Raw genomic sequence first — 24,428 nt, 5'->3', positions numbered from 1 at the left:
TTGGTACAAGCCTTCCTGGATTGGGCTCGGCAGATTTTACGCAGACCAGAACCGGCATTTTTCATGTCGATTTTCGCGCGCATTTTTTCAATTGCTGCGATTTACCGATAATCGCCAGTTAATTCAGATCCGCGAATCATGCACAAAAGTCTTTTTCGAATTGGCGCATGAAATCCGCTTAAAACGCTCAATAAATCCGCCTATTAATCAGATGAATAGCGATTTCGAACAGCGGGTTTTCCCTGCCTCGATCAACGCCATTTCGCGCCGTAAACACAGCGAGCGGCATCCCACCGCAATTCAATGGACCCTACTGGCCAAAACGCCTATTCCCATCGCTATGACTCTGAACCGAAAACTGGCGTCCATGATCGCCGTTCTGTGGGTCGGCCTGATCCTGATTGGCGCGTTCGGCGCGTGGCAGAACCGCGCATCGATGATCTCGGACCGACGCGAGCAATTGCGCTCGTTGATCGAAGAGGCAAACCACGTCGTCGGCCACTACTACTCGCTCTCCCAGCAGCATGCGCTGTCCGAGGACGACGCGAAAAAGCAGGCGCTCGCGACGCTCGGCGCGATGCGCTACGGCAAGGACGGCTACTTGTCGATCAACGACTCGCAGCCGGTCATGTTGATGCATCCGATCAAGCCCGAACTGATCGGCAAGAACCTCGCGCAGTTCACCGATCCGGCCGGCAATCATCTGTTCGTCGATATCGTCAACGCGGGCAATCACGACGGCGGCGGCTTCGTCGATTATTTGTGGGCCAAGCCCGGCAGCGAGCATCCCGTCGCGAAGACCAGCTACTCGATGCACTTCGCGCCGTGGGACTGGTACCTCGTGACCGGCATGTACATGGACGACGTGCAAAGCGCGTTCTACCGCAACCTGCTGCGCTGGCTCGCGATCACCATCACGCTCGGTGCGCTCTCTACGGTCGTGATGCTGGTCGTGCTGCGCAGCATCCGCCGCTCGCTCGGCGGCGATCTCGAAGTGGCCGTCGAGCACGCGCGGTTGATGGCGCAAGGCAACCTCGCGACGCCGGTGCCGATCGAGCCGCACGACAACGGCAGCCTGCTGCATGCGCTGCGCACGATGCAGGCGGGACTCGTCGACACGGTCTCGCGCGTGCGCAAGGGCACTGAGAACATCAACGTCGGCGCGAACGAAATCGCGGCGGGCAACACCGACCTGTCGCAGCGTACCGAGGAGCAGGCGGCGGCGCTCGTGCAAACCGCGTCGAGCATGGATCAGATGACCGTGAACGTGAAGCAGAACGCGGACAGCGCGACCCAGGCCGCGCAACTCGCGAGCGACGCAGCGAACGTCGCGACGCGCGGCAGCCGCGTGGTCGACGACGTGGTGCGCACGATGAGCGAGATCACCGCGAGCTCGCGGCAGATCGGCGACATCATCGGCGTGATCGACGGCATCGCGTTCCAAACCAATATCCTCGCGCTGAATGCCGCCGTCGAGGCGGCTCGCGCCGGCGAACAGGGTCGTGGCTTCGCGGTGGTCGCGGCCGAAGTGCGCAGCCTCGCGCAGCGCTCGGCGACGGCCGCCAAGGAGATCAAGGCGCTGATCGAGACCTCGACCGATACCGTCGAGACCGGCGCGTCACTGGTCGCCAACGCGGGCGCGACGATGGGCGAGATCGTGCAGTCGGTGCGGCGGGTCAACGAGATCCTCGAAGAAATCAGCCACGCGTCGCGCGAGCAGAGCGCGGGCATCGAACAGGTCAACCGCGCGGTCGGCGAGATGGATCAGGTCACGCAGCAGAATGCGGCACTGGTCGAACAGGCCGCGGCCGCCGCGCATTCGCTGAAGGACCAGGTCGGCGTGTTGCGCGACGCGATTGCGAGTTTCGCGTTGCCGGCCTGAGCTTGCCCCGCCGCGCCCGCAACGGGCGCGAAAAAAGAAGGCGCCCCACAGGCAGGGAGCGCCTATTCAACACGCCGCGTCGGAGTCGACGCATCAATCGAACGAATCAGCCGCGCGGATTTTGCAAGTCCGCGCGGCTTTTCGTTATCAAGCTTCGGCTCGGCTCGCCTTTGCTCCAGCTCGAACGCACCTCCTTTCACATTCCTCGCATTTAAATTACGTTTTATTTACAATCGGCCCGGCGACAGTCCTTGCCGCCGGGCCTCGTGCCTTTGGCGGCCTCGTTCAATCGAAAGTACGTGAGGTCCGCTGCCCGCCGCCATGATCCGCCAGAAAAAACCGCCATCGTCCGATCCCTATGCCTTAGCCGCGAAGAACCCGCTGCTCGATGCGCGACTACCCGCGTGGCGCTCGAAGTTCGTCGTGCTGCTCGTGTTCGGCGCGTTCGCGACGCTCGCGCTCCGCGCGTTCTGGGTGCAGGTCGTGAATCAGGACTTCTACGTCGACCAAGGGCAGAAGCGCTATCAGCGCCTGCTCGAACTCGACGCGACGCGCGGCCGGATCGTCGATCGCAATGGTTCGATGCTCGCGGTCAGTCTCGCGACCTACGAGATCTGGGCCACGCCGAAGCTCGTCGACGAAAGCGCGTTCGCGCCGCTGGCAAAGCTGCTCGATCTGCCGCTCGCGGAACTGCGTCGGCGTCTGAACGGCGAGCGCAGCTTCGTGCTGCTCAAGCGCCAGGTCGATGCCGACACTGCCGGGCATCTGTCGCGCCTCGGGCTCGCCGGGATCACGCAGATCGCAGACACCAAACGCTTTTATCCCGAGGGCGAGTCGGCCGCACACGTGGTCGGCTTCACCGACATCGAGGACAACGGCCAGGAAGGCGTCGAACTCGCCGCCAACGCGCAGTTGCAAGGCGCGCCCGGCCACCGCGAGGTGATCCGCGACCGGCTCGGCCGCGTGATCTCGGAGACGCGGCCGCTCGTGCCCGCGCGCAACGGCGCCACGATCCAGCTGACGATCGACCGGCGCATCCAGCAACTCGCGTACACACAACTCAAAGCCGCGATCGCGCAGCACCGCGCCGAAGCGGGCAGCGTGGTCGTGCTCGATGCGCGCAACGGCGAGATCCTCGCGCTCGCCAACTACCCGAGCTTCGATCCGAACGACCGCACGCGCCTGTCCGGCCGGCAGTTGCGCAACCGCGCGGTGATCGACACGTTCGAACCGGGTTCGACGATCAAGCCGCTGGTCGTCGCACTGTCGATCGACGAAGGCAAGGTGCGGCCGCAGAGCATCATCGATACCGCGCCCGGCTGGTATCGGATCGGCCCGGCCGTAATTCACGACACGTCGAATCACGGCGCGATGACGGTCGCCGAGGCGGTGCAGAAGTCGAGCAATATCGCGCTGGCAAAGCTCGCGCTGAATCTGCCGGCCGAGACGATCTGGACCAAGTATCGGCAATACGGGCTCGGTCTGAAGCCCGAGCTGCCCTTCCCTGGCGTGGCCGCCGGCAAGCTGCGGCCATATAAACGCTGGCGCCCGATCGAACAGGCCACGATGGCGTATGGCTACGGGCTGTCGGTATCGCTGCTGCAAATCGCGCAGGTCTACACCGCCTATGCGGGCGACGGCGCGCTGAGGCGCGTGAGCCTGCTGCGCGAGCCGCTCGACGCGGACGGTCCCGCGTCGTTCGCCGACCGCGGCGAATCGGTCACGACGCCCGGCACCGCGCGGGCGATCCGCAACATGCTCGAAATGGCCACGGGCAACGGCGGCACCGGACGCGCCGCGACCGTGGCGGGTTATCGCGTCGGCGGCAAGACCGGCACGGCGCGCAAGCAGATCGGCGCGGGCTACGTGAAGAACCGCTACCGCGCGCTGTTCGTCGGCATGGCGCCGATGAGCGATCCGCGCCTGATCGTCGCCGTGATGATCGACGATCCGGCTGGCAGGGCGTTCTATGGCGGCACGGTCGCTGGACCGGTGTTCAGCGGCGTGATGGGCGGCGCGTTGCAGCTGCTCGGGGTGCCGCCGGATGCGGCAGGAGTGTGACGCGTAGTTAGTGTTAGTTACGGTCGATCAACCCTGCCCATCGAACGCATCGACCTGCGCCTCGATACGATTGCGGCCGTTGCGCTTGGCCTGATACATCGCGCGATCGGCCTCATCCATCATCGCCTGACCGAGCGACATCGCCTCGGCCGGGCTGCCGGCGACCACGCGCCCGGCCACGCCGATCGACACGGTCAATGCAATGAGCTCGCCGTGCTCGTCGCGCACGTCCAGATTCTCGACCGCACGCCGCACGCGTTCCGCGACGGTCAACGCGTCGCTGCGATCGCCTTGCAGCAGCGCGGCGAACTCCTCGCCGCCATAGCGCGCGACGGTGTCGCCAAGCCGCACCTGCTGTCGCACGCAGGCGGCCACCGCCGCGAGCGCGCGGTCGCCGGCCTGATGGCCGTGGCTATCGTTGATGCGCTTGAAACCGTCGATATCGATGAAAAGACACGCGACCGGCACGCGATAACGGGCCGCGCGCATCAACTCCTCGCGCAGCCGTTCGTCGAAATAGCGGCGATTCGCGAGGCCGGTCAGCGAGTCGGTCATGCCGAGCTGCTTGAGCCGCTCGCGATGCGCGACGTTGTCGAGACTCGCGGTGACGATGCTCGCGAAGCGCTCGAGAATGTCGGTGGCCATGCCGGCGCCGAAGCGCGCGGGGTCGTCGCTGCCGAGGCATAGGTAGCCGCTGACGCTCGTGCCCGAGACGAGCGGCAGCAGGATCGCGCTGGCCGGCACGTGAGCTGGCGCGGCACCGAAGAACGCGTGGCGCGTGTCGTCGTCGAGTTCGCCAGGGCGGCCAAGCCACGGCCGATCGTCTTCGCACAAGGATTGCGCGACGAGACCGCCCTCGCGCGACGTCTTCAGCTGCGCATTATCGAGCGCGCGCAGGTTGCCCGGCTCGAGCAGTTCGAGCAGCATTGGCGCGCGCTCGTCGAGCCACAGCACCACGTTCGCGAGCGAGAACTCCTACGGCAGATGGCTGAACAACGTATCGAGAAACGATGCGAAATCCTGCGCGCCGATCAACCGCAACTCGACGTTCTGGAAGCGGCGCAACGTGCGCTCATTGTGCTGCACGGTGTCGACGAGCGCGCGAAGGCGCTCGGAAAGCGGCGTTTGGGCGAGATTCGTCACGGTATCAGCAAGGCGGCCCTGAAGGCTAAGCGGGGTCGACGCCCCAACCCTACTGATAACGGCCGATCCGCCGAGGTCTTGAGGGCAGGCTCGCGACCTGTCGGCCGGCTTGCGAGCGTTCATGCCCACTGTTGTCAGCTCTCGCTTGCATTCACTTACCCTCGCTTACACGCAGTGAGATCCGTTTGCGTAATGATTGCGGTTCTTAAGTTTCGCTTAATTGTTCCCTGCAAGTATGTGGCACATCCCCTGTTGAGCCGCCAGAACATCGGCGGCGCTTTTTCTTGAGGGGTGCCAGAAGCGCGACCGAAAACGGTTACGCGCAAGAAGAAGGAGGTAAATCATGGTTGAAGAGATGGTAGTCGAACACCTGCGTGCGATGCCCGGCCATGAATGGACTCGCCAGATTCATTCCTGCAAGGTCTCCGATCCGCTGCAACCGCCCTGGGGCCGTTCATACCGACTCGTCGAATGGACGATGAAGCACGCGCCCGAATCGAGCCGTCGCGTCGTTCCCGCCGAAAGTACTCCGCTCGAAATCGCCCAGGCCGTGGTCTCTCACGTGCCGGGTCGGCGCTTCTGTCAGCAGGCTGACTAAGCGCTCCCGCTGACGTTCAATGACGCGCCGCGATCGCGTCGCAGTGGTCCAACGCGTCCTCCAGCCTGTCATTGCCCCAGAACATCTCCTCGCCGACAAAGAACGTCGGCGCACCGAAAATCCCCTTGTTGATGGCCCGTTCGGTCTGCTCGCGCAAGCGGAGCTTGTTCGCGTCGCTTTGCGCGGCGTCGATCACGCTCTGCGCCGGTAAGCCAAGCGAGTCGAGCGCGTGACTCACGACATCGATTGAACCGATGTCGCGGTCGTCGACGAAATTCAACTGCATGATCTTGCGGCACCAGGCACCGATCCACGGCTCGTTCGCACCCAGCAGCGCGACACGCATCGCGAGAAGCGCCGCGCGCGGAAACGTGCTGGGGCGCGTGAGCGCAATGCCGTATTTGCGGCATTGACGCTCCATGTCTTTCCACACGTACGCGCCTTTTTCTTTCTGCAGTACGAAGGGCGAGTTGTCGAAACCGAGCTGGCGAAATACCGGACCGAGCAGAAACGGCCGCCAGAGGATCGTCACGTTGCGCGCGGCCGCCAACGCTTCGATCCGCATCATGCTGAGATAGCTGTAGTTGCTGCCGAAGTCGAACCAGAACTCGATTGCGCGCGCCGTCGAAGTTGCGTCTTCATTCATCGCTGTCTCCTGAATCGCGCGTGCCATGGCATCGTGGTCTTGCAATGCTTAATAGTCGCGTCGTTGGGTCGCTGATCCCGCTGGCGTCGTCCTGAACTCGCGCTTCGGGACTCAGCGTGTTTGCACTGCCACGCGCAGGCCGAGCGAAATGAACAGCACACCGATGAGCTTGTTCTGCCAGCGCGTCAACCACGTCAAACGCTTCACGAGTTTGCCCAGCGGCCGCATCGTCAGGACGATCAGCGTCGTGTAAAGCGCGCTCATGGCAACGAAAATAAGCCCGAGTGTCGCGAACTGCAGAAACGTCGAGCCATGTTCGGGGCGCACGAATTGCGGAAGAAACGCAAGGAAAAACAGCGCGGTCTTCGGGTTCAGCACTTCGGCGGGGATCGCCTGCAAGAACGCCTTCGAACCCGACACCGGCGCGACGACCGGCAGGTGCGCACTCGCCTGCTTTTCGCGCAATGCACGAATGCCCAGATAGACGAGATACGCGGCGCCGACGAATTTCACCGCATTGAAGGTCAGCGCGGACGTCATCAGCAGCGCGGAGAGGCCAACCGCGGCGCCCAGCGTATGCACGAAATCGCCAGCTGCGATACCGAGACCGGTCAGAATCCCGGCTTTACGTCCGCCGTGCATGGTGCGCGTCAAAACTAGAAGCACGGCCGGGCCTGGAATCAGAAAGAGCCCGAGCACGACGGCAACGAACGTCCCCAACGTGGATAGGTCAAGCATGTCGTCTCCTTGCGACGCGCGGGGTCTAAATGATGGGCGCGTGCTCAGCGAACCATTGTAGACGAACCCGCGAAGCGGCCCTTGCGCCTCGCTGGCACCGACGATCCGTTACCATGACGGACATCGCGCCGCCTACCGCGTGCTTCGTTTCATCCACCGACGTTTCCGCCTTGCCCACCTATACCCTGCCCGCGCCACTAAGCGCGGAACTCGAGATTCGCAAGAGCCGCTTCATCGCGCATGCGATTCCGGTCGCCGATCGCGATGCCGCGATGGCCGAATTGCAGCGTCTGCGCGACGAACATCCTGCCGCGACGCATGTGTGCTGGGCGCTGCTCGCGGGCGGCCAGTCCGGCATGTCCGACGACGGCGAACCGTCCGGCACCGCCGGTCGGCCGATTCTCGAAGTGCTGCGGCATCACGATCTGGATGGCGTCCTTGCGGCCGTCGTGCGCTATTACGGCGGAGTGAAGCTCGGCGCGGGCGGTCTGGTGCGCGCGTACACCGATGCGATCGCGTCCGCGCTGCTCGACGCGCCGCGCGTCGAGAGGATTGCCCAGGTGTTGCTGGGCGTCGAAGTGAGTTATGCCGACGAAGCCAAAGTCCGTCGATGGATGGACGCCGAAGGCTATGCGCTCGTGGACAGCGCCTACGGCATGCTGGTGAAAATGACGATGCGCGTGCCCGCCAACGCACTCGACGACGCCAAGGCGACGCTGATCGATATCACGCAAGGAAAGGCGGGCTTTTTTTGAACGGCTCAGGTCCGGGCCTGGCGCGGGCAATTCCGAAAACATCGCGAAAACCCTTCGGGCGCGGCCTCGGTGTCCATCGCTAGCGCGGCCCGTTATGATGGGCTGCCACCCCGACGCGAGGCTTGCTGCCCGAATCGGCAGGGAGCGCCCGGAGCCCGTTTGAAAGTTCGACGGTCCAGTTCGCTGCTACCATGCTGTTCTTCACCGGGATGACTCCACTGAAAAGGGCAACTCCTCTGACTTCGACCGCCGCTTTCTCCCGCATGGCTGCTGCGCGTTCGCCGTTGAGATCCGTCGTGCTCAAGGGCTGCAGCGCCGTACTGCTGCCCACGCTGCTGTCCGCGTGCTCGTGGTCATGGTTCGGCCTGAACAGCAGCGCCAGCGCGACGCACACGAAGACCCACGGCACTGGCTCGCTCAGCGTCGCCCCTGCACGCGACTTCGCGTATCTGCCCGCGCGCGACGGTCATATCTCGCCGAACCGCATCGAAAATACCGGGATGACCGGGCTCGTGCTGAAGGACGACGTCAGCCTCGTGGTGCGCAATGGCGTCGCGAATAGTCTGCGAGTGGCCGGTTTTCGTATCGACGACAACAAACGCGTGCTCAGCGGCAGCATCGAAACCTTCACGGTGGACGATAGGCGCTCGCCGGCGCTGTGGACGCTGAAGATGCATTACGTGGTTATCGATGCGGCGACCCAAAAAGTCATGTACACGACCACGCGCACCGTGAAGCAGAAGTCGCCGAAATTCACCAGCAACACGATCGCGATCGAAGACACGGTCAACCTCAGCGTCGATACATTGATTGGCGATCCAGGCTTTATCAAGGCGGTGAACTGAGCACGCGGCCAGCCGACGCGCGGCGCGGTTTCGCTACAATCCCGGTAACGCATCGCGCGCGATTCTCCGCGCGATGCATCGTGATCTCCCGTTCGGAATGCAAGCCGTCATGTCCCTTACCGCCTGGCTATTCTTTTTACCCGCCTGCTTTGCCATCAACCTCGCACCCGGGCCCAACAACCTGCTTTCGATCAACGTGGCCGCGCGTCATGGCTTCATGAAAGCGTTCGTCGGCGGCAGCGGCCGGCTGCTCGCCTTCGCGATGATGCTCGCGCTCGCCGCGACCGGTCTCGCCGTCGTGCTGCATGCGTCCGAGTGGATCTTTCTGGCGATCAAACTCGCGGGCGCCGCTTATCTGATCTGGCTCGCGATCCAGTTGTGGCGCAGCGACGCACCCGCAATCGATACGTCGCAACCACAGGAGGCTGCGCTCTCGCGCATCGCACGACACGAGTTTTTCGTGGCGGCGGGCAATCCGAAGGCGATTCTGGTCTTTACCGCGTTCCTGCCGCAATTCGTCGACGTCGCGCAGCCGATACTGCCGCAATTCGCCGCGCTCGGCGCGAGCTTTCTGGTACTCGAATGGGTGGCGATTGCATTGTATTCGTGGGCCGGCATGTATCTCGGCAAATGGCTGATGCGCGCGCAGATCCGCCGCTGGTTCAATCGCTGCTGCGGGGGATTTCTCGCGGCAATCGGCGTGAGTTTTCTGCTGGTTCGGCGCGGCTGAGGTATCTAGGGCCTGTTCACGCGCGCGGAAAGGCACATTCGCAAGCCCGTTATTAGCGTGAACAGGCCCTAGGCTCTCCGACAGTCGAAGCAGCATTCACGTCGCCGGTCTTGTCATAACGAATAACTAATACATCGACGGAGAAACTTTAACTATCAGCATTCGTCGCGCCACCTTATGCTCGAACCGTGACCGGCCGCGGATTACTGCAATGCGGCATTGGGCGAACGGCTTTTTCATCGTCACGGAGCGACATCATGAAGATCTGCATCTTCGGAGCGGGAGCGATTGGCGGTTTAATGGGCGTGCAATTGGCACGCGCCGGCGCGGACGTCAGCTTCATTGCGCGCGGCCCGCATCTGGCCGCGATGCGTGAACACGGCGCGCGCCTCATCATGGATGGCGAAACGTTCAGCGCGCCGGTGCGCTGCACGTCCGATCCACGCGAACTCGGCGTCCAGGACTTCGTCATCGTGACGCTGAAGGCGCATTCGCTGCCTGGCGTGGTCGATTCCATGCAACCGCTACTCGGCAAGCACACCGCGATCGTTACCGGCGTCAACGGCATTCCATATTGGTACTTCTATCAGCACGGCGGGCGCTTTGCCGGCACTCGGCTGACGAGCGTCGACCCCGACGGTTCGCAATGGACCAAGCTCGGACCCGAGCGCGCGATTGGCTGCGTACTCTATCCGGCGGCGGAGATCGTCGAACCGGGGGTGATCAAGCACGTGTACGGCAAGAAGTTTCCCATCGGCGAACCCAGTGGCGAGCGCACCCCGCGCATTCAGCAACTGCACGAGATCATGCAGGCGGCCGGCTTCGAAGCGCCGATTCGCGACAACATTCGCGACGAGATCTGGCTCAAGCTATGGGGTAATCTGTGCTTCAACCCGATTAGCGCATTGACGCATGCAACGCTCGATGTGCTCACGAGTGACCCGGGCACGCGCGCGGTCTCACGCACGATGATGCTCGAAGCGAAGCGAATCGCGGATCAGTTCGGCGTGCACTTTCGCGTCGATGTGGAAAGGCGTATTGATGGCGCGGGTGCGGTCGGTGCGCACAAGACATCGACGCTCGTCGATCTCGAGCACCGCAGGCCGATGGAAATCGATCCTTTATTGACCGTCGTGCAGGAAATGGGGCGACTCGTTGCCGAACCGACACCCACTATCGACGTCGTGCTCGCACTGATCAAATTGCGCGAGAAGATGGCTTTACAGGGCAATTGACCGGGTACTCGTCAATTCCTTTTCGTCTTGCAACACGACCTGAAGGATCGGATGCGATGCATCCGATCCTTTTTTCATATTGGACGTTATTGATCTATCGCCACCCACACCGCTTTCGGTTCCGTGAAGTTCTCGATCGCGACATCGCCATGCTCGCGACCGAAGCCCGAGTCGCCAGCACCGCCCCACGGCAAACGCACGTCCGTATAGCCGTAGGTGTTGATCCACACCGTGCCCGCCCTCAGGTCGCGCGCCATGCGATGCACGCGGCTCAAGTCAGCGCTCCACACGCCTGCCGCGAGACTGTACGACGTGCCATTGGCGATTCGGATCGCGTCCGCTTCGTCGTTGAAACGGATCACGCTCGCCACGGGCCCGAAGATTTCTTCCTGCGAAATGCGCATTTCGTGCTCGACATTCGCGAACACGGTTGGCTCGACGAAAAAGCCGCGATTGCCGACGCGCGCGCCACCCGTCACGAGCGATGCGCCTTCCGAGCGTCCCGTGTCGACATAGCTCAATACGGTCTTCATCTGCGCGGCCGAAATCAGCGGTCCCATCGACGTTTCGCGCAGCGCGGGATCGCCGACCTTGATCGACTTCGCGCGCGTGGCCAGACGCTCGACCACTTCGTCATACACGTCGCGATGCGCGAGTATCCGCGACCCGGCGGAGCACACTTGCCCCGTATTGAAGAACACGCCCGACGCCGCGGCTCGCACCGCATTGTCGAGATTCGCGTCGGCAAAAATCACGTTGGCCGACTTGCCGCCGAGTTCCAGCGTCACGCGTTTGAAATTGCCCGCCGCGCCCTGCAGGATGCCTCGTCCGACCGAAGGCGAACCGGTGAACGTGACCTTGTCGATACCGGGATGCGAGACCATCGCGTCGCCCACCACGCTGCCTTTGCCGGTGACGATGTTGAGCACGCCCGGCGGCACGCCCGCTTCGAGCGCCAGCTCGCCGATGCGCAACGCGGTGAGCGGCGTGATCTCGGCGGGCTTGACGATCAGCGTGCAACCGCATGCGAGCGCGGGCGCGATCTTCCACATGCCGATCATCAGCGGAAAATTCCACGGCACGATTGCGGCGACCACGCCGACAGGTTCGCGCAACGTATAGGTCAATGCATCGGGACGCGTCGGCACCACCTGGCCGTTGATCTTGTCGCACCAGCCTGCGTAGTATTCGACGGTATCGATCGCGGCGGGCACGTCCTGACGCATCACCGCGCCAATCGGCTTGCCGCCGTCGAGACTTTCGAGCGCGGCGAGTTCTTCCATGTTCTCGCGCATCAGGCCCGCGAGACGTTGCAGGATGCGCCCGCGTTCGGCGGCCCGAATCGAATTCCATACTTTCAATGCGCCGCGCGCGGCGCGCACCGCGGCATCGACGTCGGCGGCGCTGCCTTGCGCCACCAGTGCGATCGGCTCCTCGGTCGCGGGGTTGATGTCGACGGAATATTCCCCGGTGCCTGGCGGCATGCGCTTGCCGTCGATCAGCAGATCATGGTGCCTGAGATCGGTCTGGATTTCCATCATGAAACTCCTTGAGTAGGACGTTATGTGGTTGACTGACGGCGCATCGATCGAATGCCGCGCGTCGCGCAAGCTTTTCGGTCGGCCCCTGTCTAAGGTTCCGGCAACAGGCTTTGCCGCACGGACCGCCAGTTGAAGCTTGGCGTCGCGGCTGCGGCAGGCACTTCGTTCGCGATCGGCGAATGATCAGTCGTCGACGCGACAAACTGCCCCCACGCAACAGCCGCATTGGGACGCAGCGAGCGATTTCTACGGTGCACGAGTACCGTCGTCAATGCCGTTTCGGGGACCAGCGGACGACTCACCAACGAAGCGCCCGGCGAAGGCCAATGCGCATCGACAGGCAATACGCCGACACCCAGTCCCAATTCGACCATGCGCGCTACGGCCGCGACGTGTCCGAGTTCCTGCAACGGCAGGCGCTTCGATCCGTTCGCGGCGAGTACCGGTGCGAGCGCGGCGCGCACGCCAGTATCGGCATTCAGCGTTATCAGCGGACATTCGCGCAACGCGTGCCATCCGATGCTGTCTTGCCGCGCCAGCGGATGCGCGGACGGAAACACCGCATGCAGTGGCGTAGTGAAAAGTACCTGAGCGTGCAGTAGAGGACTATCGACAGGTGCAGTCACGCAGACCGCGCCGAAATCCACCTCGCCCTGCTCGACACTGGCCAGTACGCTGCTTTGAGGCTGATCCTTGACCGATACGACCAGCTCGGGAAAAACCGACGCGCACTGCGCCAAAGCCTGCGGCACCCAGCCCGAGGACAACACCGGATTACTCGCGAATAAGACGACGCCCGTGTGTCCGTCGAAAGCAGCGCGCTCTTCGAGCAGCGTCAACTCGATTTCGTCGAGCAGCCGGCCAATTCTTCTCTCGAGACTCGCGCCCGCATTCGTCAGTTCGACCTGGCGTGTCGTGCGATCGAACAGCTTCAATTCGACCGCATCTTCCAGTTCACGCACGCAACGGCTCACGGCCGACTGCGTCAGATCGAACTCGCGCGCCGCGCGCGTGAAACTCCGCTCGCGCGCGACCGCGACGAACACCTTGAGCTGCTGCAGCGAAACATTCATGGCGTCGGTTCCGGGCGCGCGACGCTCACGTTATTCGCCAGACTGTCCGGGCCAGTGACTCATTCGCGACGCATTGCCATTGCCATTGCCATTGCCAGGACCCGCGACGGCCAGCGCGCCCTGAGGTTCGTTGTGCGATTCGATCCAACGCGCGCGCATCGGCTCGAGGATGAACTTCGCCGAAATGCCGGCTGCGATCGTGATGACGGCGGCAAAGACGAAGACAAGGCTCCAGCCGCCCGTCGCCGCGAGTATGGACGCGATCGGAACCAGCAACGAGGCCGTGCCCTTCGCGGTGTACAACGTGCCGGCATTGGCGGCCGCGTACTTGCTGCCGAACGTATCGGCGCAAGTCGCCGGGAAGATCGAGAAGATCTCGCCCCAGAACAGGAAGATCAGCGCGGCAAAGACCATGAACGCATACGGATTGCTGCCGAACTGCATCATGCCGAGCAACGCGAGCCCCTCGCCGATGAAGATCACGAACATCGTGTTTTCACGGCCGATCTTGTCGGAGATGAAGCCGCACAGCGGACGCGTCAAGCCGTTGAAGATATTGTCGATCGACAGCGTGAGGGTCAGCAGCGGCAACGTCGCGCCGAAGACCGTCATCGGAATGCGCGCTATGCCCCAGTCTTTCGCGATCGGGCCGATTTGCGCGGTCGCCATCAAGCCGCCCGCCGCGACCGCGACGAACGACGCGTAGATCACCCAGAACACTGGCGTTCTGATCATCTGGCGCGAGGTGAAATCGACCTTCGACACCGCGAAGCGGCTCTTGCGTACCCCTGGCTGACGCAAGATCGGCCGCGTCAGGAGCAGCGCGAGCAGCAGAATGCTGACGCCTTGCACGATGCCGAAGAACAGGAACGTCTCTTCATAGCCGCGGCGCGTAATCATGTTCGCAATCGGAATCACCGTCAGCGCCGCGCCTGCGCCAAAGCCCGCGGCCGTCAAACCCGCGGCGAGACCGCGCCGGTCGGGAAACCATTTGAGCGCGTTGCCGACGCATGTTCCATACACACCGCCCGCGCCTATCCCGCCAATCACCGCGGCGAAATACAACATGCCGAGCGTGGTCGCATGCGAATTGAGAATCCACGACAAACCCGCGCATACCGCGCCGGCTGCCACCACCGGGCGCGGCCCGAATCGATCGACGAGCCAGCCCTCGAACGGCACGAGCCACGTCTCGGTCAGAATGAAGATCGAGAACGCGAGCTGGATCGACGCCTCGCTCCAGTGATGCCGCGCATGCATAGGAGCCACGAATAACGTCCACGCATATTGCAGATTCGCCACCAGCGCCATGCATACCATGCCGATGACGAGTTGCCACCATCGGTTACGCCAGGACATACGGGTCGTCGATTGCTGGGTGATATCGTTCATGAGCCTTGTCTCCACTATTTATTTAGTGCAGCCGGCTTACGCGCCGCGCTGGATGTGTCCCGCCTTATCGTTATGGCCCGAGAACTTTCGCTATTCGGGATAAATCTCAATTGACGCTTTTGCGTTTCCGCAGATCCCCGAACTCGTCTTCTATAAAATTCTTGCTTTATTCCGACCAGAACCACGCTTCAGCCGGTAAGCATTACGGGTTATTCCCCGCTATTGAGTCCGCCACACCACATATCTATGCGTTAACCCGCGTATTACAGCGGCTATTCGGCTTCTTATAGGTTTCATGCTAGGGTCATTGCTGAATTACTCATAATTAAAGTTTGTTATTATGTTGATTCACGTTTCCTTATACATCGACCATGACGATGCGCAATGCAACTCTGCGGCAACTGAAGGTCTTTGAAACGGTAGCGCGCCACCTGAGTTTTTCGCGCGCCGCGGAAGAATTGCATCTGACTCAGCCGGCCGTTTCCACCCAGGTCCGGCAACTCGAGGAACATGCGGGGCTGCCTCTGTTCGAGCAACTCGGCAAGAAGATCTATCTGACGCCGGCCGGCACGGAAATGCTCCACTACAGCCGCGCGATCATGCAGCAGTTCCATGAAGTCGACGAAGCGATGAGCCAGTTGAAGGGCGTCTCCGGCGGCAAACTGAATGTTGCGGTGATTAGCGCGGGCGACTATTTCTTTCCGCGCCTTCTCGCCGAATTCACGCGTCGCTATTCGGGTGTGGATCTCAATCTCGCGGTACACAACCGCGAAGAACTGCTTCATCAACTGGCGACCAATCAGACCGACCTCGCGGTCATGGTGCGTCCGCCGCATGAAACCGACGCGACCAATGAACCGTTCGCTCCGCACCCGTACGTGATCGTCGCGGCGCCCACTCATCCGCTTGCGCACAAGCGCAATATCCGCTTCAGTCAACTCGCGAACGAAGCGTTCATCGTGCGCGAACGCGGCTCGGACACGTGGAATTCGATGGAAGAAGGTTTTGCCGGCCGGCTGTCCAATCTGAAGATTGCGATGGAGATCAAGAGCACCGAGACGATCAAGCAGGCGGTCATCGCCGGCATGGGCATCGCGTTTCTGTCCGCCCATACGATCAGCCTCGAATTGCAACTGGGTCATCTGGTCGTGCTCGACGTCGAAACCTTTCCGGTCATGCTCAATTGGTATGTCGTGCATCGGAAGAACAAGCGTCTGCCGCCGGTTGCCGTCGCCTTCAAACGCTTCCTGATGGAGGAAGGCGCCAATCTGATCGAAAAGATCACCCGCGTGAAGGAACTGAGCGTACATAAGCCGTAGGCTATGGAAAGCCAATAAAACTTTAACTATTGCAGATCGATCGCGACTTCTATGCTGCAAGCGAGTTCTTTCACTTGCGAGCCGAGGAGGCCGATCATGAACCACGCTCCGGTTGAATCCCGTATCAGTACACGCAACGCTCGCACAGCGGCGGCGGATCACGAAGACCAATCCGACGATGCGCATCTGAGCGCCTACAATGCCGCGTTCAGCGAACTTGGGCTGCGGTTTCGCTGGGACCGTGCGACGTTCGACATGCTGAAAGAGTTCAATGGCGAGTTGGCGCGAATCACCGCTTATATCGAGCGCTATCACAGCCATCTGCATCGGGCGTACGATGCCGACTTTCTCGCGCAACTGATTCTGCATAGGAAGACGCAGTACTACAGCGAATTCGCCGCGGCCGCGGGCGAATAGAAGCATTGAAAAAGACTCGGGCGGCGGGATCATCGTCCCGCCGTCTTTGCTATTGGCAATCTGGTCTCCTCGCGGCGCATGCATCATTGATCAGCGACGTGTAGTGAAATGAACCGGCCGCTTGTGCGCGCATTGGCGTGCACAGTCGCGCTGGCGGCCGTTGCCGCGTCTACCGTCACGTCCATCCCGACTATCTGCAGAGGCACGCACGCGCATCATCGCCGGCGTGACATCGCGAAGCGCCCACGTCTGCTCTTCCCCGTCATGCCACTCGATGTTCGCGAGCAGGCCCGGCTTGCCGATCGCCAGGCCATCGCTACGCGCGGCGAAGGCACACATGCGCGCTGCGCAACTGACGCGATTCGCCGCGTGAGCGGGATCGGCCGAGTACTCGCGGCTCAGCATCAGATGCACGCCCATTGCCAACGCCAGCGCGCCCGTCGCGAGCAATGCGGCGAGTCCGAATGGCTGTGCCTGTTCAGTGACGAAACCGTAACCAAGCCATCCGCATAAAAACAGCGCAAACAGATTGACGACGTGATGTCCCGGCCGCGCGACCGCCTTGAGTTGCAATGCGCCGCGCAGCTTGCAGAACGCAATCGCCGAGATCGCAAAGAGCAGCGCGCCGATCAACACGGCTGCAAACAGTTCGATGCGTTCGGCGTTCTCGCGCGCCGCTGCCAACAGGTAGCGCGTAAAGCCTATCGACGCGACCGCCAAACCGATGCCGCTGCCAAGCAATGCAAGCATCCGGGGCCTGCGTGTCAGATCGCGTTCGCGCACGCATGAATGCCGCTGCGCCGAACGTCGGCCGAACTGTCCTCGCGAAAGCGCGGCCAACGCCACCATCAGCCCCGCAACCAACGCAGCGGTGACAGCCACGGCGAGCAGCAACAACAGGTCCATCCACACGGCACTCCCACAGGCTTGCAGCATGCGTGATCCTCCGTGATGCGATGAAAAGCAAGAGCCGCGAGGCCCGGCCCTCGTCAACCGACGTTCGCGGTATCGCCCGATCGTCGCGGCTCGTCGCGCTGCGCCGCGCTCAAGGTATTGGTCAGCGTGCCTATCCCATCGATCGTGATCGAGACCGTTGCACCGTCCTTGATCGACCCCACGCCCACCGAGGTGCCGCACGCAATCACGTCGCCGGGTTCGAGCGTCAGATCCTGCGATATCAGACTCACCTGCTCGGCCGGCGAAAAGACCATATCGGCGAGCGGATAGTTCTGACGCTCGGCGCCGTCGAGCGTGGTCAGGAGGCGCGCCGCCCGCCAGTCGAAACCGGAGACGATGGCCGGCCCCAGGCAACAGAAGGTATCGAAGCTCTTCGCGCGACACCACTGCGGAAAATGCGGATTCTCGTTAAGCAGATCGGCGGCGGTGACGTCGTTGACGAGCGTGTAGCCGAAGATCGCCGCCTCCGCCTGCTGCGCATCCACGTCGCGGCAACGCTGGCCGATCACGATGCCGAGTTCGCCTTCGTAGACGATCTTGCCCGCGTAGTGACGCGGCCGGCGGATCGGCTCGCCCGCGCCGATCACCGACGCCGCCGGCTTCAGCAGAAACAGCGGATGCGTGGGCACGGGTTTGTCGAGCTTCGCCGCGAGCGCGTGATAGTTATTCCAGAGCGCGACGATCTTGCCGGGCGCGCACGGCGCCAACGGCGTCAATGCGCGCAGCGACAGCACTGCGCCGGTCGGCACCGGCTGCGCGAGACTTTCGTACTCGTGCAGATAGGCGCCTTCGACACGGCCGAACACGATGCCGCCGTCGCCCGACATGAACCGCATCCACGTCTGCATGCCTCGCTCCTAGATTGCGCCCGCCGTGCGCAGCGCCGTGATCTGCTCGGCCGAATAACCGAGCTCGGCCATCACTTCATCGGTATGTTCGCCAAGCAGCGGCGAGCGTTTGACGTCGGTCGGGCTGTCGGACATCTTGATGGGATTGCCCACTGTCAGATACTTGCCGCGCTTCGGATGATCGACTTCGACGATCGTGCCGGTTTTGCGCAGCGACGGCTCCTCGGCAATTTCCTTCATTGACAGGATCGGGCCGCACGGAATGTCGTATTCGTTCAGGATCTGCATCGCCTCGAACTTGGTCTTCGTCATCGTCCAGCGTTCGATTTCGGCGAAGATCTCCTTCAATCGCGGCAGGCGCGCGGGCGCCGTCGCGTAGTCGGGGTCCGTGGCCCACTCCTCCTTGCCGATCACGTTGCAGATCTTCGCCCACACGGGCGCCTGCGTGATGAAGTAGATATAGGCGTTGGGGTCGGTCTCCCACCCTTTGCATTTCAGAATCCAGCCCGGCTGGCCGCCGCCCGACGCATTGCCCGCGCGCGGCACCGCTTCGCCGAATGTGCCGTTCGGATATTGCGGATACTCCTTCATCACGCCCGTACGGTCGAGCCGCTGCTGGTCTCGCAGTTTGACGCGGCACAGATTGAGCACGCCGTCCTGCATGGCCGCCAGCACGCGCTGGCCGCGTCCGGTATGCGTGCGTTGATAGAGCGCAGTGACGATGCCGAGCGCGAGATGCAGCCCCGTGCCGCTATCGCCGATCTGCGCGCCGGTCACGACCGGCGGGCCGTCGTCGAAGCCGGTGGTCGAGGCCGCGCCGCCCGCGCATTGCGCGACGTTCTCATAGACTTTGCAGTCCTCGTAAGGTCCCGGGCCGAAACCCTTCACCGATGCGACGATCATGCGCGGATTCAATTCCTGAATCCGCTCCCACGTAAAGCCCATCCGGTCGAGCGCGCCCGGTGCGAAGTTTTCGACCAGTACGTCGCATTTTTGGATCAGCGATTCGAGCACCTGCTTGCCTTCCGGATGCTTGGTGTCGATCGTGACCGAGCGCTTGTTGTGATTGAGCATCGTGAAGTACAGGCTATCCACGTCGGGAATATCGCGCAGCTGCTCGCGCGTGATGTCGCCCGCGCCTGCCCGTTCCACCTTGATCACGTCCGCGCCGAACCATGCGAGCAATTGCGTGCAGGTCGGCCCCGATTGCACATGCGTGAAATCGAGGATGCGCACACCGTCGAGTGCCTTGGCCATGTCGTATCTCCTGAACGATGAGGGTTATTTGTACATGGTCTGGTTCTTCGTGCCCGGTGCGTACTCGCGCGGGTCGACCCAGATGTTGACCACCGCCGAGCGGCCGGTGCGATGAATCGCTTCGCGCGCACGCTGTAGCGCGCTCGCGATCTGCGCGGGATCGCGCACTTCCTCGCCATAGCCGCCGAGCATTTCGGCGAATTTGCTGAACGGCACGTCGCCGAGCAGATTGCCGACGTTGCCGCGTTCTTCGCCGTATTTGGCAAGCTGGCCGTAGCGGATCTGGTTCATCGCCGAGTTGTTGCCGATCACCGCGAGATACGGTGCGCCGAAGCGGTTCGCGGTTTCCATGTCGAACGCGGTCATGCCGAACGAGCCGTCGCCGTAATAGCAGAGCACTTCCTTGTGCGGATGGGCGAGCTTCGCCGCGAGCGCGAAGCCGGTGCCGACGCCGAGCGAGCCGAGCGCGCCGGGGTCCATCCACTGTCCGGGGCGGCGTGGGCGCACCGCTTGCGCGGAGATCGTCACGACGTCGCCGCCGTCGCCGATATAGACGGTGTCGTCGGACAGGAACTCGTTGAGTTCGTACGCGACGCGATACGGATGAATCGGCGTGCTGTTCGAGCGGAACAGCGGCATCAGCTTTTCGGTCGCGCTCGCTTCGGCGTCGCGCAACTGCGCCATCCATTTGCGGCGCGCCTGACGCTTGTCGTCCTTGATGCGACCGCTCGCGGCCTGCAGTACCGCGGCGAGGATCGCGCCCGGATCGCCGACCAGGCCCAGATCGATATCGCGATTCTTGCCGACGGTTCGATAGTCCATATCGATCTGCACCAGCGTCAATTCCTTGCTGATGCGTCGGCCGTAACCCATGCGGAAATCGAACGGCGTGCCGACCACGATCAGCACATCGGCGTTCGCGAACGCCTGCGAACGCGTGCGATCGAAATGATGCGGATCGCCCGGCGGCAGCAGCCCGCGGCTCGCTCCGTTGAAATAGCCCGGAATCTCGATGCCGCGCAGCAGCGCGATCGCTTCCTCGTGACCGCGCGCGGTCCACACCTGCTGGCCATACAGGATCGCGGGGCGTTCCGCATCGACGAGAATGTCCGCCAGTTTCTCGATGTCGCGCGGGTCACCGATCGATTTCGTCGACGCGCGATAGCGGCCCGGCTGCGGCACGACCGCGCGCGTCGCGTCGACTTCGCGGTCGAGCACGTCGCGCGGAATTTCCAGGTAGGCGGGACCGGGCGCGCCGTTGAAGCATTCGCGCGCGGCCATCGAGATCATGTCCGCGACGCGCTCGGTACTCGACACGCTCGCGGCGAACTTCGTGATCGGCGCCATGATGTCGACGTGCGGCAGGTCCTGCAGCGAGCCCATCTTGTGCTGCGTCAGTGCACCCTGCCCGCCGATGTGCAGGATCGGGCTTTCCGAGCGGAACGCGGTCGCGATGCCGGTCACCGCGTTCGTGCAACCGGGGCCGGCGGTCGTCACCACGCAGCCGAGCTTGCCGGTCTGGCGCGCGTAGCCGTCGGCCGCGTGCGCGGCGACCTGCTCGTGGCGCACGTCGATGATGCGGATGCCTTCGTCGACGCAGCCGTCGTAGATATCGATGATGTGGCCGCCGCACAGCGTGAAGATCGTGTCGACCCCCTCGTTTTTCAGCGCCTTTGCGACCAGATGGCCGCCCGACACGACGCCCGCTTCGCGGGTCTTCTGTTTGAGCGTGTCGTCGGCGGTCGTGGTGGCCGTGGCTGGACTCAGGGATGAAACAACTTCAGACATGGTCATCTCCTCATCAATCGGATGTGCAACGGTTATCGACGGACGCGTCCGCTTCGATATACGTCCGGTTGCACCGACGTCTCACGGCTTCGAAGATACCGTATGTGATATATCACATTCCTTCAAGGCCAATTTCGAGACATAGACGGCGCGAAGTTTGGGCTGCTCGTGCTTGCTAGCCGCAGCTTTGCGCCGAATCTACAAGGGCTCTGCGGCAGTCACTTCAAGGGAAAACACTAGGTCATGCGTTATACCGGTCACCGTTGATATATCACATACCATATTTTCACGACCGTCAAGCAAGGTTATCCCGCAGCGCGGCGGCGACCTCGTTTTGTTTGCCGTTCGCCGCCGCGCGAGCTGCGCATCGTTCGAAGTGCGCGCACGCAAAAAAGCCCGCGGTGCTTGCACACGCGGGCTTTTCGCAATCAGCAGCCAGGCAGCGTCTACGACGCCATCAATCGAGGAAATCGCAATTGGCTTCGACGAACGCCGCGAGATCGAGCGAATGCTGGCGCGTGAGCCGCTCGGCGAGTTCGGTATCGCGCTTTTCGAGCGCCTCGATGATGCGCAGATGATCGACGATGGAGCGCGCGGCCCGGTCGCTCTGCGAGATGGTCATGCGCCGGATCGCGCGCACGTGGATGAAGATGTTCTTGATCGTGTCGAGAATGATCTGCGACTTCGACAGCTCGACGATCGCTTGATGAAACGCGATGTTCGCGTCCGAATACTCGGCGATATGCTCGGCCGGCGTCGTGTCGCGGAAATTGTCGAACATATGGCGCAAGCGGCCGATTTCCTCGTCGGTCGCGTGCAGCGTGGCGAGCCGCGCGGCCATGCTTTCGAGCGCGGCCCACATCTGGATCATCTCGACGATTTCGCGTTTGCTCTTGCGCACGATGTAGATGCCACGCCGCGGCACCATGCGCAGGAAGCCTTCCTGCTCGAGCAGCGTCATTGCTTCGCGCACCGGCGTGCGGCTCACGCCGAGCGATTCGCTGAGCACGCGCTCGTCGAGACGGATTTCTTCGCGATTCTGGTAGATATCCGCGTCGGCGATTGCCTGACGCAGCATCGCATAGGCCTGATCGCGCAAGCTCGCGCTCGCGCCGATTGGCTGCAACGACAGGGTCAACGGGGTGGCCACTGTTTCAGTTGGAAGTTCTGACGACATTCATCGCCTCTGCTTGAACACGCGCGCGATTCGGCGCCGCCGTTTTGCCGCGCCGCTCGCCCAGACCCACGAAGCGGCCATGTTGCGATGCAGGTGCAGCGACCGATTCGGGAATCCAGTCGGTCAGCAGAACGGTGGCGGCACAGCCCAACCCAACGACGGCCATGGCGAACAGCGCAAGAGGCACGAATTCCACGTGTAACTCCGGATGATTGAGAAGATTGATCCCTCAATCATATGCTGCAACGCCGCATTTTTCAATATTCCGTATGTAGTATATCAATACCTGTTGTTTTTAAGATTACTTTCACGGTAGCACGCTGCGCGCTGCGTGGGTTCGTCCACATCTTCCCCGCGACGGTTCTCCGTGGCGCTCGGTGTAAACACGCAAAACGCGCGCTATCCGCGCGACCGCGTGCGATCATCGCGCATTTTCTCCATCACGCGGATTGTGAATTCCGGGTGGCGTCATTAACCTTCCGGACATTCCCTCTGCGGATCGATCGCGTCGAAAGCCTTGCCCGGCGGCGCGATCGATTAAAGCACATATCACATTGAAGGAGACTCGATGAGCACCGCCCACCCGCAGGCCACAGTGGCCACTCACCGCAATGCGCGCAGCCAGGCTCGCAAGGCCGCGCTCGGCAGCTTTATCGGCGCCGTGGTCGACTGGTACGACTTCCTGTTGTACGGCATCGTCGCCGCGCTCGTGTTCAACGCCGAGTTCTTCCCGAACGTCGGCCCGGCGATGGGCACGCTTGCCGCGTTCGCGACCTTCGGCGTCGGCTTTCTGTTCCGGCCGCTCGGCGGCTTCGTGTTCGGCCATTACGGCGACCGGCTCGGACGCAAGCGCATGCTCGTGCTCACCGTGATGATGATGGGTCTGTCGACGGCCGCGATCGGTCTGCTGCCGGCGTTCTCGACGATCGGCTGGTTGGCGCCGGTGCTGCTCGTCACGTTGCGCGCAATCCAGGGCTTTGCGGTCGGCGGCGAATGGGGCGGCGCGGCGTTGATGGCCGTCGAGAGCGCGCCCGAGAAAAAGAAGGCGTTCTACAGCAGCGGCGTGCAGGTCGGCTACGGCGTCGGGCTCGTGCTGTCGACGGGACTCGTCGCGCTGATCAGCCGCTCGATGGACAACGCCGCGTTCCTCAGCTGGGGCTGGCGTCTGCCGTTTCTGTTCAGCGTCGTGCTGGTGCTGATCGCGCTGTGGATCCGCTCGAGCATGGAGGAATCTCGGGAGTTCGTCGAGAAAGTCGGCCAGCATGGCGAGCGCCGCGTGCGCCTGCCGATCGTCGAAGCGCTGCTGCGCCATCCGAAGGCCTTCCTGCTGATCATCGCGCTGCGGCTCGCCGAGCTGTTCACGATGTACATCGTGACCGCGTTCGCGCTGAGCTACTCGACCACGAACCTGCACATGCCGCGCGAGTTTTTCCTGACGATCGGCTTCGTCGTCGGCGCGCTCAGCTGCGTGACGATTCCGTGCTTCGCCTGGCTCGCGGATCGCTTCGGCCGCCGTCGCATCTATATGATCGGTGCGCTGGTCGGCGTGTTCAGCGCGGTGCCGTTCTTCCTCGCGCTCGAAGCGCGTTCGACAGTATGGATCGTCGTGTTCGCGGTGATGCTTGCCAACATCGCGCACGACATGGTCGTCAGCGTCCAGCAGCCGATGTTCACCGAGCTGTTCGGCACCGAGTACCGCTATAGCGGCGCCGGTGTCGGCTATCAGGTGGCGAGCGTGGTCGGCGGCGGCTTCACGCCGTTCATCGCGGTCGCGCTGGTCAGCTTGGCGGGCGGCTCGTGGCATCCGGTGGCCGCGTATCTGGCGATCGGCTGTCTGATTTCGGTACTCGTTGCAGCACGCATGAAGACCGGGCGCAAGATCGATTGACACCGGCGGAACTCGCCGTCGATACACGACGGGCCGGCGCGGCGAAGAAGCCGCGCCGGCCCGTTTCTTTTTGTGCCGCGCGTCGTGCGTGGCTCGCTTATTGGCGAATTTGCATAGTGGCTCTAGTCGGAAGCGCGG

21 protein-coding genes and 1 pseudogene are annotated in these 24,428 nt (G+C 62.7%); 10 read left to right on the top strand and 12 right to left on the bottom strand.

Going from position 1 to position 24,428, the window contains the following annotated elements; translation table 11 throughout:
* Positions 1–340 precede the first annotated feature (340 nt).
* Both OKW45_RS02515 and OKW45_RS02510 read left to right on the top strand, forming a co-directional pair.
* Entirely contained in the window at positions 341–1,882 is a 1,542-nt protein-coding gene (locus OKW45_RS02515) for a methyl-accepting chemotaxis protein (protein ID WP_429465703.1), read from the top strand.
* A gap of 321 nt (positions 1,883–2,203) precedes the next feature.
* Entirely contained in the window at positions 2,204–3,943 is a 1,740-nt protein-coding gene (locus OKW45_RS02510; protein WP_429465701.1) for a peptidoglycan D,D-transpeptidase FtsI family protein, read from the top strand.
* Between the two features lie 27 nt (positions 3,944–3,970).
* Here OKW45_RS02510 and OKW45_RS02505 read toward each other — a convergent pair.
* Positions 3,971–5,086 (bottom strand): annotated as a pseudogene (locus OKW45_RS02505) (GGDEF domain-containing protein).
* A 343-nt stretch (positions 5,087–5,429) separates the two neighbouring features.
* On the opposite strand from OKW45_RS02505, the gene OKW45_RS02500 reads away from it, so the two are divergent.
* A complete protein-coding gene (locus tag OKW45_RS02500; protein ID WP_018424737.1) occupies positions 5,430–5,684 on the top strand; it encodes a DUF2866 domain-containing protein in 255 nt (84 codons plus the stop codon).
* Between the two features lie 16 nt (positions 5,685–5,700).
* On the opposite strand, the gene OKW45_RS02495 is transcribed toward OKW45_RS02500, so the two are convergent.
* Complete coding sequence (locus OKW45_RS02495; protein ID WP_429465699.1) at positions 5,701–6,330, bottom strand: 2-hydroxychromene-2-carboxylate isomerase; 630 nt, start codon at positions 6,328–6,330, stop codon at positions 5,701–5,703.
* Between the two features lie 111 nt (positions 6,331–6,441).
* On the bottom strand, positions 6,442–7,068 hold the full coding sequence (locus OKW45_RS02490; protein WP_429465697.1) for a LysE family translocator: 627 nt from the start codon (positions 7,066–7,068) through the stop codon (positions 6,442–6,444).
* 170 nt (positions 7,069–7,238) lie between these two features.
* Between OKW45_RS02490 and OKW45_RS02485 the strand changes: the two genes are divergently transcribed.
* From OKW45_RS02485 to OKW45_RS02470, 4 genes are all read left to right on the top strand, one after another.
* On the top strand, positions 7,239–7,823 hold the full coding sequence (locus OKW45_RS02485) for an IMPACT family protein (protein ID WP_187613627.1): 585 nt from the start codon (positions 7,239–7,241) through the stop codon (positions 7,821–7,823).
* A gap of 263 nt (positions 7,824–8,086) precedes the next feature.
* Positions 8,087–8,668: a hypothetical protein gene (locus tag OKW45_RS02480; protein ID WP_018424734.1), complete on the top strand. Its 582-nt coding sequence runs from the start codon at positions 8,087–8,089 to the stop codon at positions 8,666–8,668.
* Between the two features lie 109 nt (positions 8,669–8,777).
* On the top strand, positions 8,778–9,398 hold the full coding sequence (locus tag OKW45_RS02475) for a LysE family translocator (protein ID WP_026226576.1): 621 nt from the start codon (positions 8,778–8,780) through the stop codon (positions 9,396–9,398).
* 257 nt (positions 9,399–9,655) lie between these two features.
* A complete protein-coding gene (locus OKW45_RS02470) occupies positions 9,656–10,633 on the top strand; it encodes a 2-dehydropantoate 2-reductase (protein ID WP_018424732.1) in 978 nt (325 codons plus the stop codon).
* 86 nt (positions 10,634–10,719) lie between these two features.
* On the opposite strand, the gene OKW45_RS02465 is transcribed toward OKW45_RS02470, so the two are convergent.
* From OKW45_RS02465 to oxlT, 3 genes are all read right to left on the bottom strand, one after another.
* Positions 10,720–12,171, bottom strand: coding sequence for an aldehyde dehydrogenase family protein (locus tag OKW45_RS02465; protein ID WP_018424731.1), 1,452 nt, complete (start codon positions 12,169–12,171; stop codon positions 10,720–10,722).
* A 92-nt stretch (positions 12,172–12,263) separates the two neighbouring features.
* Positions 12,264–13,247, bottom strand: a complete 984-nt coding sequence (locus OKW45_RS02460) for a LysR family transcriptional regulator (protein WP_429465693.1) — start codon at positions 13,245–13,247, stop codon at positions 12,264–12,266.
* Positions 13,248–13,277: 30 nt separating this feature from the next.
* Positions 13,278–14,639, bottom strand: a complete 1,362-nt coding sequence (oxlT, locus tag OKW45_RS02455; protein WP_429465691.1) for an oxalate/formate MFS antiporter — start codon at positions 14,637–14,639, stop codon at positions 13,278–13,280.
* 371 nt (positions 14,640–15,010) lie between these two features.
* Here oxlT and OKW45_RS02450 point away from each other — a divergent pair, with 371 nt between their 5' ends.
* Both OKW45_RS02450 and OKW45_RS02445 read left to right on the top strand, forming a co-directional pair.
* A complete protein-coding gene (locus OKW45_RS02450; RefSeq protein WP_018424728.1) occupies positions 15,011–15,958 on the top strand; it encodes a LysR family transcriptional regulator in 948 nt (315 codons plus the stop codon).
* Between the two features lie 96 nt (positions 15,959–16,054).
* Positions 16,055–16,375, top strand: a complete 321-nt coding sequence (locus OKW45_RS02445) for an HAD family hydrolase (RefSeq protein WP_429465689.1) — start codon at positions 16,055–16,057, stop codon at positions 16,373–16,375.
* A 90-nt stretch (positions 16,376–16,465) separates the two neighbouring features.
* On the opposite strand, the gene OKW45_RS02440 is transcribed toward OKW45_RS02445, so the two are convergent.
* From OKW45_RS02440 to OKW45_RS02415, 6 genes are all read right to left on the bottom strand, one after another.
* The gene (locus OKW45_RS02440; RefSeq protein ID WP_429465687.1) at positions 16,466–17,311 is read right to left on the bottom strand and encodes an NAD(P)(+) transhydrogenase (Re/Si-specific) subunit beta; all 846 of its coding nucleotides are present in this window, start codon (positions 17,309–17,311) and stop codon (positions 16,466–16,468) included.
* 53 nt (positions 17,312–17,364) lie between these two features.
* Positions 17,365–18,180, bottom strand: coding sequence for a fumarylacetoacetate hydrolase family protein (locus OKW45_RS02435; RefSeq protein WP_187613597.1), 816 nt, complete (start codon positions 18,178–18,180; stop codon positions 17,365–17,367).
* Between the two features lie 9 nt (positions 18,181–18,189).
* Positions 18,190–19,437, bottom strand: coding sequence for a formyl-CoA transferase (gene frc, locus OKW45_RS02430; RefSeq protein WP_429465684.1), 1,248 nt, complete (start codon positions 19,435–19,437; stop codon positions 18,190–18,192).
* A 24-nt stretch (positions 19,438–19,461) separates the two neighbouring features.
* A complete protein-coding gene (locus tag OKW45_RS02425) occupies positions 19,462–21,225 on the bottom strand; it encodes a thiamine pyrophosphate-binding protein (protein ID WP_429465682.1) in 1,764 nt (587 codons plus the stop codon).
* Between the two features lie 457 nt (positions 21,226–21,682).
* Complete coding sequence (locus tag OKW45_RS02420) at positions 21,683–22,402, bottom strand: GntR family transcriptional regulator (protein WP_013091210.1); 720 nt, start codon at positions 22,400–22,402, stop codon at positions 21,683–21,685.
* Complete coding sequence (locus OKW45_RS02415; RefSeq protein ID WP_429465680.1) at positions 22,380–22,598, bottom strand: hypothetical protein; 219 nt, start codon at positions 22,596–22,598, stop codon at positions 22,380–22,382. The genes OKW45_RS02420 and OKW45_RS02415 overlap by 23 nt, the downstream gene beginning before the upstream one ends.
* A gap of 372 nt (positions 22,599–22,970) precedes the next feature.
* On the opposite strand from OKW45_RS02415, the gene shiA reads away from it, so the two are divergent.
* Complete coding sequence (shiA, locus tag OKW45_RS02410) at positions 22,971–24,290, top strand: shikimate transporter (protein ID WP_429465678.1); 1,320 nt, start codon at positions 22,971–22,973, stop codon at positions 24,288–24,290.
* Positions 24,291–24,428 lie beyond the last annotated feature (138 nt).

This window comes from Paraburkholderia lebeckiae, assembly GCF_050436225.1.
Classification (GTDB): domain Bacteria; phylum Pseudomonadota; class Gammaproteobacteria; order Burkholderiales; family Burkholderiaceae; genus Paraburkholderia; species Paraburkholderia tuberum.
Note: the sequence above shows the minus strand (reverse complement) of the source record. Positions and strands in the feature narration are given on the sequence as shown.

Excerpts from the sequence above, each read along its gene's own strand:
- OKW45_RS02440 (WP_429465687.1), bottom strand. The coding sequence starts at position 17,311 with ATGCTGCAAGCCTGTGGGAGTGCCGTGTGGATGGACCTGTTGTTGCTG.
- OKW45_RS02495 (WP_429465699.1), bottom strand. The coding sequence starts at position 6,330 with ATGAATGAAGACGCAACTTCGACGGCGCGCGCAATCGAGTTCTGGTTC.
- OKW45_RS02470 (WP_018424732.1), top strand. The coding sequence starts at position 9,656 with ATGAAGATCTGCATCTTCGGAGCGGGAGCGATTGGCGGTTTAATGGGC.
- OKW45_RS02435 (WP_187613597.1), bottom strand. The coding sequence starts at position 18,180 with ATGCAGACGTGGATGCGGTTCATGTCGGGCGACGGCGGCATCGTGTTC.
- OKW45_RS02490 (WP_429465697.1), bottom strand. The coding sequence starts at position 7,068 with ATGCTTGACCTATCCACGTTGGGGACGTTCGTTGCCGTCGTGCTCGGG.
- OKW45_RS02445 (WP_429465689.1), top strand. The coding sequence starts at position 16,055 with ATGAACCACGCTCCGGTTGAATCCCGTATCAGTACACGCAACGCTCGC.
- OKW45_RS02420 (WP_013091210.1), bottom strand. The coding sequence starts at position 22,402 with ATGTCGTCAGAACTTCCAACTGAAACAGTGGCCACCCCGTTGACCCTG.
- OKW45_RS02515 (WP_429465703.1), top strand. The coding sequence starts at position 341 with ATGACTCTGAACCGAAAACTGGCGTCCATGATCGCCGTTCTGTGGGTC.
- OKW45_RS02480 (WP_018424734.1), top strand. The coding sequence starts at position 8,087 with ATGGCTGCTGCGCGTTCGCCGTTGAGATCCGTCGTGCTCAAGGGCTGC.
- OKW45_RS02510 (WP_429465701.1), top strand. The coding sequence starts at position 2,204 with ATGATCCGCCAGAAAAAACCGCCATCGTCCGATCCCTATGCCTTAGCC.
- OKW45_RS02465 (WP_018424731.1), bottom strand. The coding sequence starts at position 12,171 with ATGGAAATCCAGACCGATCTCAGGCACCATGATCTGCTGATCGACGGC.
- OKW45_RS02460 (WP_429465693.1), bottom strand. The coding sequence starts at position 13,247 with ATGAATGTTTCGCTGCAGCAGCTCAAGGTGTTCGTCGCGGTCGCGCGC.
- OKW45_RS02500 (WP_018424737.1), top strand. The coding sequence starts at position 5,430 with ATGGTTGAAGAGATGGTAGTCGAACACCTGCGTGCGATGCCCGGCCAT.
- shiA (WP_429465678.1), top strand. The coding sequence starts at position 22,971 with ATGAGCACCGCCCACCCGCAGGCCACAGTGGCCACTCACCGCAATGCG.
- OKW45_RS02450 (WP_018424728.1), top strand. The coding sequence starts at position 15,011 with ATGACGATGCGCAATGCAACTCTGCGGCAACTGAAGGTCTTTGAAACG.
- frc (WP_429465684.1), bottom strand. The coding sequence starts at position 19,437 with ATGGCCAAGGCACTCGACGGTGTGCGCATCCTCGATTTCACGCATGTG.
- oxlT (WP_429465691.1), bottom strand. The coding sequence starts at position 14,639 with ATGAACGATATCACCCAGCAATCGACGACCCGTATGTCCTGGCGTAAC.
- OKW45_RS02475 (WP_026226576.1), top strand. The coding sequence starts at position 8,778 with ATGTCCCTTACCGCCTGGCTATTCTTTTTACCCGCCTGCTTTGCCATC.
- OKW45_RS02425 (WP_429465682.1), bottom strand. The coding sequence starts at position 21,225 with ATGTCTGAAGTTGTTTCATCCCTGAGTCCAGCCACGGCCACCACGACC.